13 protein-coding genes are annotated in these 14,524 nt (G+C 47.7%); 9 read left to right on the top strand and 4 right to left on the bottom strand.

The annotated features are described in order from the left end of the window. Positions 1-141: 141 nt before the first annotated feature. From C943_RS14210 to C943_RS14155, 8 genes are all read left to right on the top strand, one after another. Positions 142-1,392 carry a DUF1254 domain-containing protein gene (locus C943_RS14210; protein WP_008629067.1) on the top strand — a complete coding sequence of 417 codons (1,251 nt, stop codon included), beginning with the start codon at positions 142-144 and terminating at the stop codon, positions 1,390-1,392. Between the two features lie 996 nt (positions 1,393-2,388). Continuing rightward, entirely contained in the window at positions 2,389-3,426 is a 1,038-nt protein-coding gene (locus C943_RS14205; RefSeq protein WP_157198550.1) for an alpha/beta hydrolase family protein, read from the top strand. Positions 3,427-3,875: 449 nt separating this feature from the next. Further along, on the top strand, positions 3,876-4,967 hold the full coding sequence (locus tag C943_RS14195; RefSeq protein WP_008629061.1) for an endo-1,4-beta-xylanase: 1,092 nt from the start codon (positions 3,876-3,878) through the stop codon (positions 4,965-4,967). A 227-nt stretch (positions 4,968-5,194) separates the two neighbouring features. Next, the gene (locus C943_RS22645; RefSeq protein ID WP_008629059.1) at positions 5,195-5,455 is read left to right on the top strand and encodes a BrnT family toxin; all 261 of its coding nucleotides are present in this window, start codon (positions 5,195-5,197) and stop codon (positions 5,453-5,455) included. Continuing rightward, on the top strand, positions 5,427-5,663 hold the full coding sequence (gene brnA / locus C943_RS14185) for a type II toxin-antitoxin system BrnA family antitoxin (RefSeq protein WP_008629058.1): 237 nt from the start codon (positions 5,427-5,429) through the stop codon (positions 5,661-5,663). Before C943_RS22645 ends, brnA begins: the two co-directional genes overlap by 29 nt. A gap of 1,421 nt (positions 5,664-7,084) precedes the next feature. Further along, the gene (locus tag C943_RS14170) at positions 7,085-7,759 is read left to right on the top strand and encodes a hypothetical protein (protein ID WP_040480768.1); all 675 of its coding nucleotides are present in this window, start codon (positions 7,085-7,087) and stop codon (positions 7,757-7,759) included. A gap of 34 nt (positions 7,760-7,793) precedes the next feature. Then, the gene (locus C943_RS21495; RefSeq protein ID WP_008629054.1) at positions 7,794-8,417 is read left to right on the top strand and encodes a hypothetical protein; all 624 of its coding nucleotides are present in this window, start codon (positions 7,794-7,796) and stop codon (positions 8,415-8,417) included. 945 nt (positions 8,418-9,362) lie between these two features. Beyond that, positions 9,363-9,806, top strand: coding sequence for a D-Ala-D-Ala carboxypeptidase family metallohydrolase (locus tag C943_RS14155; protein WP_040480711.1), 444 nt, complete (start codon positions 9,363-9,365; stop codon positions 9,804-9,806). Between the two features lie 295 nt (positions 9,807-10,101). Here the strand turns inward: C943_RS14155 and C943_RS14150 are convergent, their stop codons facing one another. The 4 genes from C943_RS14150 to C943_RS14135 all read right to left on the bottom strand — a co-directional run bounded on the left by C943_RS14150 (position 10,102) and on the right by C943_RS14135 (position 13,315). Further along, a complete protein-coding gene (locus tag C943_RS14150; RefSeq protein ID WP_008629049.1) occupies positions 10,102-10,395 on the bottom strand; it encodes a Bor family protein in 294 nt (97 codons plus the stop codon). A gap of 174 nt (positions 10,396-10,569) precedes the next feature. Continuing rightward, positions 10,570-11,148 (bottom strand): hypothetical protein, encoded by a 579-nt coding sequence (locus C943_RS14145; RefSeq protein WP_040480709.1) that lies wholly within the window; start codon positions 11,146-11,148, stop codon positions 10,570-10,572. Positions 11,149-11,241: 93 nt separating this feature from the next. Further along, the gene (locus C943_RS14140; RefSeq protein ID WP_008629038.1) at positions 11,242-11,805 is read right to left on the bottom strand and encodes a Crp/Fnr family transcriptional regulator; all 564 of its coding nucleotides are present in this window, start codon (positions 11,803-11,805) and stop codon (positions 11,242-11,244) included. Positions 11,806-12,505: 700 nt separating this feature from the next. After that, positions 12,506-13,315: a phytanoyl-CoA dioxygenase family protein gene (locus C943_RS14135; RefSeq protein WP_040480765.1), complete on the bottom strand. Its 810-nt coding sequence runs from the start codon at positions 13,313-13,315 to the stop codon at positions 12,506-12,508. A 136-nt stretch (positions 13,316-13,451) separates the two neighbouring features. On the opposite strand from C943_RS14135, the gene C943_RS14130 reads away from it, so the two are divergent. After that, entirely contained in the window at positions 13,452-14,288 is an 837-nt protein-coding gene (locus tag C943_RS14130) for an AraC family transcriptional regulator (protein ID WP_008629033.1), read from the top strand. Positions 14,289-14,524: the final 236 nt, after the last annotated feature.

The raw sequence follows: 14,524 nt of genomic DNA, 5'->3' as shown, positions 1-14,524 counted from the left end.
CATTTACTGATTTTCTCTTGCAGCTCAAAAAAACATTCTCAGATTACATCTGACCCAGACGAAGCAAAAAATATAGCCAAAGAGGCCTATATCTTTTCTTATCCGCTCCTAATGGGCTATCAGGCCCAATATTTTACCACTATGCCTGGAAGCCCGGGATACCGGGGTCCTTTGAATAAGATCACGAATGATACCGTACCTGCTGACCATACCAGAAAAGATGTGGTGTCTATGAATGGAGACACACCGTATTCTGCATTTGGCTTGGATTTAAGGGCGGAACCTATGGTGTTGTCTGTCCCAGAGATAAATGACCGGTACTATGTTTTTCAATGTATAGATCTGTTTACCCATAATTTTGCTTTCATCGGAACCCGCAGCACGGGAACCGAAGCGGGAGATTATCTTTTTGTGGGTCCAGGGTATGAAGGTGAGATACCAGAACAAAAGTTCAAAAAGGTTTTTCGCAGCGAAAGTCAATTTGTGACCATTGTGGGAAGAACCCAGCTAAAAGGAAAAGCTGACCTGCCCAATGTCCTTGCTGTTCAGAAAAAATACAAACTACAGCCTTTGAGTGAATTTATTGGTGAAAATCCTAAATCAGCTCCAAAACTCAATTGGATTCCTCTGAATCCCGAAGAATTTGGAGACGCCCGATTCATAAAATACACCAATTTTTACCTGTCTATGAGTGAGCCTTTTCACCCACAAGATACGGCAGCACTGAAGAAGTTCGAGAAAATTGGTATTGTGTCTGGTGGAAGTTTTGATTCCGCGAGCTATTCCCCGGACGTTTTGAATGCCATCAATGAAGGTATCAAGGAGGCTCAAATGGAAATTAAAAACAAGGCCGAAAACATTGCAGAGCGGGTGAATGGCTGGAATATGCTCAATGCTTTTGGCACACGAGAGTTTTACAAGGAGGATTGGCTTCTCAGAGCAGCCGCAGTGATGGTGGGCATTTATGGCAACGATAAGGTGGAAGCTTTTTACCCGGTTGCCTATGTAGATTTGGATGATGAAGTGTTGGATGGAAGCAAGCACCGGTACAAGATTAAGTTTACCAAAGATGAAATCCCTCCAGCCAAATATTTTTGGTCCATCACCCTGTACAATAAACGTGCTGACGGGGTTGGGGGATATATGATTGAGAATGAAATCAACCGGTATTTGATAAACTCAACAACAGATGGATTAAAATACGATGTGGATGGTGGATTTACGGTATACATCCAACATGAAAAACCTTCCAATGAAGATGAAAAATCGAATTGGTTGCCAGCACCCGATGAACCATTTTACCTGGTGTTGAGAGTATATGGCCCAGAACCATCGGCTTTGGATGGGTCTTGGGAACCGCCTGGTATTGTCAAAAATGACGCAAAGAAATAATCGTGATAGTCACCACGCTCCTTGCAATCTGCATCAGGAATGGCAGGGCGAGTGCTTAATTTCAAGGTCTATCGTCTAGTCGACCTGCGGGGTTGCTTGCCAAAAAACAATCACATTATCTGTCGCCATCTTGGCCAGAGTCGTTTTTGTCTGCGTTCTCCACCATGGTCTGTGTCGCCATAGACCATTTGAATATTCCAGAGCATATTGCCTCCGTTTTTTTCTTCGTGACTTGGCATGTAATTCGTTTCAAGCAAAGACACAGAGCGTGCAAAGATCAGGGGGCATTGGACTAGCCGCTCGTGAAAAAAGAAGGTGCGAAGAGCGCGAAAAAAGCCGCTCTCGCAATGAACGGGAAGTTGAAAAGAACACGAAAGGAGTTTTATTGCCATAAAGGGACCAAGACACTAGGTTGAACGTGATTACTGCCCCTGCACTGAGACTGCTCCCTGATCTCTGCTACTGCCAACTGCGACGGGCTACTGACCCCTGTACCAAAGCCAAAGTATCCTCGTATCAAAGTAGATGATGTCCTGATGATAAGCTAGGAATGACCCTACCATGACCCGATGGTGAGGGGATACTTCTCCAGTCCAACTCCTGTCCAACTCCTGTCGGAGACTGTGCATACAATGTCCCAACACACTTCGAAACCTGTGTCAATCGGTATTCCCATGGTCTATGTCCGCCGTGGCCTGTGTCCTCACGGATCATTTTGGAAAAAACATGTTGAACACTCGTAATTCCTTCTCCAAGACTCAATGGAGAGTCTTTTTTCCTCGATAAAGCATATTGGACTTTCGCAAAGATCTCCGAAACGCCCGAACAGTTATTTTTTTGTTTTATTGCTTGTGTTTCGGCGGGGTACTTAGGATTTTCCATGGGCCGTCGGAATAAAACCTGACCCTCCCTTTAAGAGTAGAAGGAATTGGGCTTGGGAAAAAAGAGTCCTTTCCCGTCATAAAGCTTCCCATGATTTTCTTACTGTAACACACCATGATGCGCGTACTTTTTATCTGTATCCTACTTTTGATCGGCATCCCTTCGGCCGCCAACAGCAAACAGGAGGTCTTTGAATTTGAGTTCGAAGGAGTCAGGCTGAATGGGATCTTGAATTTCCCAACCGATAGCATCCCCAAAGGAATTGTACTGATCGTACATGGTTCAGGCCAAACCAATGCCGTGGCACAGAACTGGTACAGCGATGTCCGGGAATCCATCCTCCTATCGGGATATGCTACCTATATGTGGGACAAGATGGGCTGTGGCGCAAGTGGCGGCAGGTTCGACTACAACCAAACTGTGTACAACAGTGCCTTGGAGGTCATCGCGGCAATCATGGCCCTGAAGGAAAACAAGGTCGCCGGATCATCCGCTATTGGCCTTTGGGGCATCAGCAGGGCCGGTTGGATCAATCCCATCGTCATCAGGGAATACAAGGACATCAAATTTTGGATTTCCGTAAGTGGTGTGGATGGACAGGAGAACTTCAAATACCTGCTTGCCGAAAACCTGAAAATCAATGGACATCCTCCCGACAGTGTAGACTTACTGGTAAATGAGTGGTTGATGGGCACCAAAATCACCCACGCTGGGGGCAGTTTTGAAGCCTACCGGCAGGCTACAACCCATCTCGCCAAGAACCCATTTTGGCTAAGGTTTACCAATGGTGGAATTTCCGAACAGGGATTCTATACCTACCAACAGACTTTCAAAAAAGAGGTCCTGGATCCCGAGACCGGCCTACAGGTGTACATTGAAGATTTCGGCTCCATCCTTTCCGGCATTACCTGCCCGGTATTGGCAGTGTTTGGAGAAAATGACCGAAATGTGGACTGGACCAAAACCAAGCGCCTTTATGAAAATACCTTGGGTAAAAATACCGACTTGAGCGTGGTTTCTTTTCCAAACTGCAACCATAACCTTTTCCAAGGCCAAACGGGCGGGTTCTATGAAATGGAGGATGGAAATTTACCCTATACGCGGTGTATTGATTTCCTGGATGCAATGGAAGCCTGGTTAGCAAAAATCTGATTTTCTCCTACCGTGGTCTGTTTCATTCTAGACCATTTTTCATATCCTACCTCTCCCCGACCCTCTCCTTTAGGAGAGGGAGAACACCGCAGTCGAAGGAATATTTGATCAGAATAAGGTCCGTGAGCCCCAACGGGGCGTCATCCCACAGCGAAGGGTGCAGCCCTTCGCGAATTGGCAGGATCACAAAACAATGGGGATCCTGGGTTCGGAAACGTGGGATAACGGGGTAAACAAAAAAAGAAAAAGATTCCTCGTGCCTCGGAATGACAAAGAAAAGCCTTGGTGCGCGGGCGGACTTTCATTCCCAAACAGGATGAGGAAGACCAATTCAAACGAAGCGGGGGAAAGGGTTGAGTCCCTAAACAATTGATAATCTATTCATTGGGGCAGATTGCCTCTTCTGGAAAACCTGCTCGACTTTTGGGCAGGTTTGGTTATTTTTCAACATGAGATTTTCCCTGCTACTGCTCCTGATTCTTGGCTTTTTGTTTCCCAATCCGATTCCTTCCGAACCGGGACTGAAGGACCACTTTAAGAATGAGTTTCTCATTGGGGCCGCGGTAAACCTGCGGCAGGTTAATGGGACTGAAAAGGGTGCAGACTCCTTGCTTTTGCTTCATTTCAATTCGATCACCTCCGAAAATGGACTTAAATGGGGTCCGGTACAACCCAAAGCCGGAGAATACCGCTTTGATTTTGGGGATGCTTTTGTGGAAATGGGAGAAAAGATGGGTGCCTATATTGTCGGTCATACCCTAGTTTGGCATCAGCAGACTCCGGATTGGGTGTTTCAGGATGGTGAAGGGAAATTTTTGGATAGGGAAAACCTCATCCATCGGATGGAGAATCATATTTCAACCTTGGTGGGAAGGTACAAAGGAAGAATCCATGCCTGGGATGTAGTCAATGAGGCTTTTGAAGACAATGGCAACTGGAGAAAAACCCACTGGTACAATTTGATCGGGGAAGACTTTGTCGAACGGGCGTTTCGCAAAGCCAATGAAATCGACCCTAAGGCCGAATTGATTTACAATGATTACAATGTCTGGAAGCCGGAAAAGAGAAAGGCTATTCTGGAAATGGCCAAAAGGCTTAAAGCAAAGGGAGTTCGGATAGACGGAATCGGTATGCAGGGCCACTACCGACTGAATTCGCCCTCCCTAGATCAGATTGAGCAGGCCATTTTGGATATCCATGAGGCGGGCTTTGAGGTCCATATCACCGAGTTGGATGTGGATGTGTTGCCGAGGCCAACGGATGTCGAGGGGGCCGATTTATCATTCAATTTTGCGGAATCAGCCGAATGGAATCCCTATAAGGATGGAATATCTCCTCAAGTGGAGAAAGAGTTGGTCGCGCGTTATGCCTCCTTATTTGCCCTGTTCAAAAAGCATGGAGACAAGGTTGCAAGGGTTACTTTTTGGGGACTTCATGATGGAAGCAGCTGGCTAAACAATTGGCCCGTACGGGGCAGGACTAATTATCCCCTGCTTTTTGATCGGGAGAAGAGCTTGAAAAAGGGATTTATCGAGGATTAAGGTGGTGATGGGAATTAAGTGGGTTCAGATGTCACGGGTTGATGGGGAAATCCGCCTTGGAGCGGGTGGAACATTGAATCGTCCCGGGGTAGTGGCAGTGGGCAGTAGCAGGATTCAACTTGGCGGATTGGTGCTTTTGTGGCAAACCGACGCCCATAAGCCAACTTACAAGTAAAAAAAGCGTAAAAATTAAGCAATTTCCACTTGCCTATTTGTAAAATTGTATTGTGTTCGAGTTTGACTCTACAAAAAGCGAGTCCAATAAACTGAAGCATGGAATTGACTTCGTCCAGGCCCAGGAATTGTGGGAGGATGCGAATAGGGTGTTGATCGCCGCAAGGACAATAGATGAGAAAAGGTATTTACTGATAGCCGAATACAAACAAAGTCTTTGGTCTGCGATATTTACGTTAAGGAGTGGAACAATACGGATTATTTCTGTAAGAAAATCGAGGGAAAATGAAAAAGCAATCTATAACGGCTTCTGAGTTTGATCAAAAGTTTGAGGAAAATGAGGATTTGACCGATTTTCTCGTGAAGGAGTCAATATCCAAACCTGGCCTAAAGCCAAAACGTGTGAGTGTAGACTTTCCAGAGTGGATGGTACATCGCTTGGACATGGCAGCCCAAAAACTGGGAATTACCCGACAAAGCTTGATCAAGGTTTTTATTTCCGAGAAATTGAAGGAAAGCTGAAGTAAACTGGCTTTTCTTATCACGTTTTTTTCTCGCGAAGACGGCGAAGATCAGTTGGCAGTGGTCGGTTGGCAGAAGCAGTAAGAAGCTTTATTCGTGCATTCGTGGCTTTTAGATGCTTTTTTCACCACATAGTTCACAGGGCACACATAGTTCGTCGCGGATCAAAAGCTATGTCGACCCGGGGGAAAAAAGGCAGCCACGTTTCGGATTTTTGGGAGCGGGAAGTTTGAGATTGAATTTTGGTTTCCACCAAAAACTAGGAAGAGTTGTAGGGGACTGTTTTGGTCATTCTCAATGCTCAAAAAGTACCTTGATCTCTTTTTCACTGTTACTTTTTTCTTGATAAAAAAGTAACCAAAAAATCAAGAAAGTCCGATCCTATCAGCCCGCAAGGCCCTGGCCGGCCCGGCGGACTTTCATTCCCCCGCGCGATCGAATAAAGTACTTTGTGCAGATCAAGGTACGAAAATGGACTGGCCTCTTGCTCACATTCGGAAACGCGGGATAACGCCGCATTTTTTATTCTTGGCGGCTTGGCGTCCTGGCTTGCGTTTCTTTATTCTCCAGCTTTGCGAGAGCCGCTTTTTACCGGCAGGGTGGACTTTCATTCCCCTCGCGCGATCGAATAAAGTACTTTGCGCAGATCAAGGTACGAAAATAGACTGTCCGCTTGCTCAAATTCGGAAACGCGGGATAATGCCGCATTTTTTATTCTTGGTGTCTTGGCGTCCTGGCGTGCGAGATTTATTCGCGAGCTTTGCACCTTTATTTCCTTTGCGAGAACCGCTCTTTCTCGGCCCGGCGGACTTTCATTCCCATCGCGCGACCTAACCAAATGCCTTGTTCAGTTTAAGGTTAGAGAGTCCCGCGAAATCTATGACAAGGTCATTTGTTTACAACAGGATTAAACTTAATGCCCTTACGGCTATTTGGTGCTTATCTTACCACATAGTTCACAGAGCACACATAGTTCGTCGCGGATTAAAAGCTATGTCGTTTTGTGGGCTATGTTGTAGAACAATCATCCTCAGCTCGTCTATGGGCTGTATCATCACAGACCATTTCTTGTTACCCCACCTCACCCAGACCCTCTCCTTCAGGAGAGGGCGACAGCACAACCATGAGGAATGATGTTCAGGTTTTGTTTGACGAAGCCCCTCCGTGGCACTTTGGTTGAAGCAGAAGGTGTTTTTTCGGGATATCGAGCCACCGCGGCCGCGGGGCAGTGGGCATTTTTTTAAGGCAATGAAAAAAATAGATTTTACATGCAAAATCAGTATTTTGGTATACATCGTTGAGACCAAGTTGACAAGGCCGCCATCGTCGCAGGTGACGCCAGGGCCAATTGGTACAAAGGAGTCCAGTTGATTTTGGTATATGTTATCATTTGCTATGATGATCTGTTTTGTGCCATCACCATGAAAAATAACGAATATTGGAAACAAGTAATCAAACAAACAGCGGTTCTGAGTCCCGTTGATAGAGTTGCGGAGGTATTGTTTGGGTTGATTATGGTCTTGACATTTACAGGGGCAATCAGTGCCAGTACAGACAGCGAAGAAGATGTCAGGCAGTTGTTGTGGGCTGCACTGGGCTGCAATGTGGCTTGGGGATTGGTAGATGCCATCATGTACCTGATGAATTTGGCGGTGGAACGTGGCCACGCCATTTCAGTTATCCGAAAAATAAGCAAATCAGAAAATCAAAAAGTCATGGGCGATATCTTAAGAGCAGAATTGCCACCCGGTATTGCTGGATTGATGAAACCTGAGGAATTGTCAAAACTTGGGGAAAGATTCAAGGAAATACCAGAACCCAATGGCCGCAATCTCATCACCAAGTACGACCTTTTTGTGGGGCTACAGATTTTCCTCTTGGTGTTCCTTTGCACCTTTCCGGTCGCACTACCATTCGCCTGGATTGACGAACTGAAGCTGGCGATGCGGATTTCAAATGGGATAGCTTTGATCATGCTTGGAGTCGGAGGCTATCTGTTGGCAAAATATGCAAATTTCAGACCTTGGCTCACTGCTTTGATTTACTCCTTGATTGGGGTATTGTTGGTAGCATTGACCATGGCCTTGGGCGGATAGACTCAGAAGTGATGGATATGAGAAAATTGAACACATGAAATCCCGAATATTGGCCCTTCTTTTCTTTGCTGCTGTAAGCATGCCTTCATTTTGTCAGGAAGAGGGCACTGGGCCTGATAAAAAATGGAACTACAATGTTGCGTCAAATTTCTACATCTTTTCCGATGATTTTTTTGTGCTTCCGGTATTCAAAGCCGATGAAAACCGATTGCATTTTGAGGCGCGTTACAATTATGAAGACCGAGAGACTTTCTCCGCCTGGGCTGGATATAACTTTTTCGGTGGCGATGCATTCACTTATGCCGTTACCCCGATGGTCGGCGCTGCCGTAGGTCGCACCAAGGGACTGATCACCGGGGCAGAGTTTGAGTTTGGATGGAAGCGGTTTGAATTGTATTCAGAACTTGAGTATTTGTTTGATGCCGAAACCAATGAAAACAACTTCTTTTATGGCTGGACAGACCTCACCTTTTTGCCGGCTGATTGGTGGTGGCTTGGAGTAAGTGGGCAAAGAACGAGGCTTTTTGAAACGAGCGTTGAAATTGAACATGGGATGCTGGTGGGTGCGGCTTGGAAAAGCCTGGAGATATCCACTTATGTATACAATTTCACCGTCGGTGAGCCTTTTGTGCTGGTGTCACTTGCTGCGAATTTTTAACAAAGGAGCTGTTTTGCAGCAATTGATAAAGTTGGCAGTAGCAGAGATCAGTTGGCAGGCAGCAGGTGTATTCGAGGCTATCTGATGCTTGTTTCAACACATAGTTCACAGAGCACACATAGTTGGTCGCCGATCAAAAGCTATGTCGCTATGTGCGCTATGTTGTTCAACATTGGTCCTCACAGACTATTTGCAACACGATCCCCTCGCGCGATTGATTGAGGTAATTTGTGCAGTTTGAAGAATTGACCACCTCAGCGCCAGTTAGGCCTCAAGTTAAAAAAAGGCCTCAATTTGTCACCCTAGTGCCGATAGCTATCGGCAGAGGGGTCAATTATCCGGGCCAAATTAGATTCCTCGTGCCTCGGAATGACAAGGAAAGGCCTACGCGAAGTCACACGATTGAACGGATAATCATCGTTCAATGGGTGTCCAGCCATTGGAAACGCAGGATAGCGAGGAAAACTGGGCATACAAAAAAAAGATTCCTCGTACCTCGGAATGACAAATTGAAGCATTGTTACTGTTTAAGTTACGGCGTATTGAAAGGCTTTACATTGTGACCCGCACGACGGAACCAAGTGCTTTTTACAAATCAACATTAAAGAGCCCTGAAGGGGCGGCATCCCACAGCGAAGGGTGTAGCCCTTCGCGAATCGGCAGGATCACAATACAATAGGGATTCTGGGTTCGAAACGCGGGATGGCGCGGCATTTTTTTTCTTTGCGACTTGGCGTCCTGGCGTGCGATTCTTTATTCGCATTTTTTGCACCTTTGCGTTCCTTGTGAGAGCCGCTTTTCCCAAGCTTTGCATCTTCCTTTTCTCTCCGGAAGATCCGAAAATTATCCCTTCCAAATCATTGCAAATGGCGGAAAGTGCTACTACCTTTAGGTAATTGATTTTTAGTACTTTATCGTTTTTCACATTAACTCTTCTTTTAAAAAATGGACTTAACAAAAAACTTCCCCCTTCGTGAAATGCTCCGCAGCCAAACAGCGACCCGATTGGGTTTTGATGAGCAGTTTGCGCCGTCCCAGGACGTCATCAACAACCTCCGCCTGCTATGCGAAAATGTCCTGCAGCCCCTGCGGGAAAGCCTCGGTCGTGGCGTCTTTGTCAACAGTGGCTATCGTGCCCCCCGCACCAATGAGGCGGTGGGCGGTTCCAGGACCAGTCAACACCTCACCGGTCAAGCCGCGGATATTGAGGTCGGGCACCTAACCATCGAGCAGCTGTACCAAAGGATCAAGAACTCAGGCCTACCATTCGACCAGCTGATCCAGGAGTTTGACCAATGGGTCCATGTCTCTTACACCGCCGCCGGTGGGCGCAAGCAGTGCCTAAGAGCCGTAAGGGAGAATGGAAAAGTGAAATATATTCCGGATTGAAAAGAGACATGAGATGTGAGACCTAAGATTTGAGACTTGATCCCGAACACTGTATGGATGGGTTTCAAATCTGGTGCTCGCAGAGAACGCTGAGGGGCAAAGAGCGCGGGGATTAGTCGGCAGTAGCCAGAAGCAGTGGGCAGAGGTCAGTTGGCAGTTGCAGTTGGCAGGTTTGTTCGCGTACCTTGTGCTTCTTCGGAGATTGGTCGGTTTCCTTCAATTAGGGTATTTTGGAAAAAAAGAGCCCGCCGCAGGATTGGTTTTCCTGGGCGGGCTTTTTGTTGGCTGGGGTTGGCTATTTGGTCACTTTGGTAGTCGTGGGATTATAGATCCCGAGTGTCAGCATGGAAACCAGGCCATCCACAAAACTGTGGGAAATGTTGACCTCGTAATCCACCGCATCTCCAGCCATCTTGACGGGATCGGACGTTTTGCCTTTGGCGAGGCCGTAGACGAAGAAGTGGTTTTTCTCCTTGACTTCAATGCCCCGCTGTGGGCCTTCGCCGACCGCATAGGTGAGGGAGTAACAGGAACTCATCCCGGATGCAAGGCTTAGCCATAGTCCGAGGTACAAAACGGTTTTTTTCATGGAAATTGATTTGGGGGTTTAGGATTGGGAAAATCATTGTAGAAGGAGTATCGACTGCTGGGATTACCCATGCATGCGCGGGCATGCAACTCTGCGGGATATGGCTTTGGGAAATGCCGATGCGGGGAGGATGCCGGAGAAGTACACCAAGGGTCGACTGCCGGGCTGCTGGAATCAAAATCTCAGACCGAAGTTCAGCGTGCCGACATAGAATGGCGACTCACCCGTTGAGTTTTTGATAGGATGGGGATTGCTTTGGGCAGCGAGGTAGTAAAAGCCCTGTTGTGTGCTGATATAGGGACTGTAGCGCATACGGTCCCTTTTCTCTTTGGAAAAAAGTTCAAGTCTGTATCCCAACAAGAGGCCGACTTCATAATCCCAGCTTTCATAGTCCTGGCCAGTGATAACGTTGTTTCGATTAAAACCAGGCCCAATGGCCTGATAGATTTCCGCGTGAAGACCTTTCCAGAAAAACTGCCGGTAACCGAAAGTGAGGGCATAGTTGGCGAAATCGCCCTCGTCCTCCCGGAATTCAAAGGGTCGGATGTGGAAGCCGGCGTAGACCTCACCTGCATAGTGGCCTTTTCGCCAGGTTTCGTAGGTGACTTGTCCCTTGTAAATGTTTCCGGGGAAAATCGGCCAAAGGATGTTGATTTCAGCGCCCCACCGTTTGGGGGGGCGTGTTTCCTGCTGCGCAATGGCGGTGCCAACAAGGCAACAGAAAAGGGCAAGGATCATTGTGGTTTTTTTCATCGTACCAATACTTTTGATGTTGAACTTGGTACGAAATTGGGGTGCCGATCATGGTTTTTCATTGACCAAAGTCAATAAAGCCAAGAGCTGGCCTTATTTTCTGGCGCGGATGCGGCTGAGTGTTTCGGGCTTGATGCCCAAGTAGGATGCCAACATGTATTGGGGAACTTCCTGGAGGAGCTTGGAGTTGCGCTGCACCAACTCCTGGTATCGGTTTTCGGGGCTGTCATGCAAAAAGGAATCAAGGCGGCCGGCAACGGTCAGATAGAGATTTTCGGCGATAAACCTTCCCAACCGCTCAAAGTTCTTGTGCCTATCATACAGCGCAAGGAGGTCATTTTTATAAATCTTGTAGATGACCGAAGGCTTGAGCGATTCTATGTAATGTTCGGAGGGGTTGCCGCGGAGGAAGCTGCGGTAGTTGGTGACAAAATCCCCAGGAAAAAAGAATGCGGTGACGTGCTCCTCCCCTTCCTGTACATAGTAAAACCGAAAAATCCCCTCACCGATAAAGGCAATATAATCGCAAACTTCCCCCTGCCGGAGGATGAATTCCTTTTTGGGAACAGGCTCTTTGTGGCAACAGGCGACGAAATCGGCCCATTCGCTGTCGTTGAGTGCCAGAAAGCGGTTAAAATAACTCCTGATTTGATCCATGTTCAAAAATCGGGGAAAGTATACCCAAGGATGAAGGTACAAAAAAAGGTGGGAAACAATGGGTAGTGGCAGTTGCCTGCTTGGCTATTCGATGCTCGCAAAGACGGCGACGGCGCGAAGAGCGCAAAGATCAGTTGGCAGTGGCAGTGGGCGGTTGCAGAGGTCAGTAGCAGTTTGCAGTAGCAGGAAAAAACCATTCGTGCAGGCGTGGCTATTTGATGCTTTTTTCACCACATAGTTCAGATAGCACACATAGTTGGTAGCGGATCAAAAGCTATGTCGCTATGTGCGACCTCCTATCACTGCCGATTTGTAATTGGCTCAACACCATTCCCGACTCTCCGAGCTGGACGGGATTACTATTCTCTCTTTCTCTTGTCACTTTTTTCTTGATAAAAAAGTGACCAAAAAATCAAGAAAGTCCGATCCTATCAGCGCGCAAAGCCCTGGCCGGCCCGGCGGACTTTCATTCCCCTCGCGCGATCGAATAAAGTACTTTCTGCAGATCAAGGTACGAAAATAGACTGTCCGCTTGCTCACATTTGGAAACGCGGGATGGCGCGGCATTTTTTTCTTTGCGTCCTAGCATCCTGGTGTGCGATTCTTTATTCGCGTTCTTTGCACCTTCCTTTCCTTTGCGAGAGGTGCTTTTTCCGTCTTGGCGAGCATTTGTTTCCTTTGCGAATGGCTTGCTTTTGGTTCAGGCCAACTCGACCAGCACCGGATTGAGGGGGGTGTCGATAATTTCCCCAACTTTGGCACCGGGGCACCAGGTTTCCCAATCCCTGATTTGGTTTTCATTGTCCGGATTTTTCAGCACCATGTCTTTGTCCATGTAGATCACGGTCATGACCTTGCGTGTTTGATCACTGCGGTTGGCACCGGCGCGATGGAAAACCCATCCCGAATGGAAACTTACCTCCCCGAGTTCAAAGGGCTCTACCACATGCCGAAAGTCGGTCACCCGTAGACGTTGTTGGATTTTTTGCTCACTTTCGTCGCTGATCGAAAGATCCCTGCCATCCACGATGACATGGCTGCCGGCACTGAACTCCAAGGGGCCCATCTCCAAGTCGATTTCCTGAAGCGGAATCCAGGCGGTTATGGTCTTGTCCGAGCTCAGGGGCCAATAGTATTGGTCCGCATGCCAAGGCGTGATGCCCCCTCCCGCCTCCTTGTAAAGGGCTTGGTCGTGGTAGATCCTGACGCCTTCGGTTTGCATCAGGCCGGCTGCAATGCCCGCGAGGCGCTTGCTGAAGACAAAATCCTTGATGTCCTCACTTTCCCGCCATAGGTTGAAAATCTGCAGGAAGGCTTTGCCGTAGGTATCCCTTTTGTCCAGGGGATCAGACTGTCGGTTGAGTTCGGAGACCTTCTCGGAGATCAGTTTATCATAATGGGCCAAAGTGTCGGCATCGAAGACATTCTTGAGTTTGATGTAGCGGTTGCGCTGGTAAAAGGCAATCGCCTCCTGCGTCAGTGGATAGGCTTGGTCGAGTGGGTATTTCATAGCTTGTTGGTTGAATGGAAAATACTTTGCAAAGGAGCAACAATAATCCCCGCCTGTCTTGGACTTGGTTTTCAAGAAATTGTCTTATTTTATCAAAATGATTTATTAGTGGTAATTATTGAGATAATATGAAGCAATGAAAGCCGTATTTGAACAAGTTTCGGCCGGGCCAAGGACCTCCTTTATCCACAAATACTTGGACTTGCCCGCCTTTGACGCACCCTACCATTTCCATCCTGCCTATGAGTTGACCTGGATATGCCGAGGGAAAGGCATGCGCTACGTGGGGCGCGGATCGGAGGCTTTTTCGGATGGGGATTTGGTTTTTTTGGGCTCCAACCTGCCCCATTGCTGGATCAATCAGGATACGATGGAGGGCGTTTCGGCACATGTCATCCAATTTGAGGAAGACTTCCTGGGGAGGGATTTCTTTTCCCTGCCGGAGATGGAAGTCGTGAAAAGGCTTTTTGAGAAGTCCAAGGCGGGCTTGTCGGTAACTGGGACGACAAGGCTTGCCGTGCAGGAAAGAATCGGGAAATTTCCCGGCGCAAACCCCATTGAAAGGATTGCGGGGTTGTTGGAGATCTTGGGGATACTAGGCCAATCGGATGAATTGCTGCCCTTGGACGGTGTTTTTGTACAGCTTCGCGGGGATATGCCGGAGACCGTTCGGTTCAACACGGTGATGTCTTACCTGATTGCCCATTTTAGGGAGGACATCAGGCTCGAGCAGATCGCCGATATTGCGCACCTGTCACCGACCTCTTTTTGCAGGTATTTCAAAGGCATGATGCAAAAGACACTCTCGGAAGTGGTATTGGAATTTCGGATCCGTCATGCCTGCCAATTGCTCGCCAATACGCAGTTGCCCATCTCCCAGGTCGCGTTTGAAAGCGGCTTCCAGGACCTGCCCTATTTCAACCGGAAGTTCAAGCAAATGCTGGGTGTCAATCCGAAGGCGTTCAGGAAGTAAGGGCGGGAAGGGATGGCTTGGGCTTAGATTCGTGGAAGTAGATTTATTTCACGCAAAGACAGCAAAGGCGCAGAGAACGCAAAGACCAGTGGGCGGAAGGCAGTCGCAATAAACAGGAAAATTCGTGCATTCGTGGGTATATGGTGCTCGCAAAGAACGCTGAGGTGCAAAGGGCGCAAAGATTAGTAGGCAGACTTACGTCCAATCTTCATGGCTTGCCCAGCGCTTTTTCATTT

It is taken from the genome of Mariniradius saccharolyticus AK6 (assembly GCF_000330725.2).
Lineage (GTDB): Bacteria > Bacteroidota > Bacteroidia > Cytophagales > Cyclobacteriaceae > Mariniradius > Mariniradius saccharolyticus.
The sequence above is the reverse complement of the archived record's forward strand: the minus strand, read 5'-3'. Positions and strand labels throughout refer to the sequence as shown.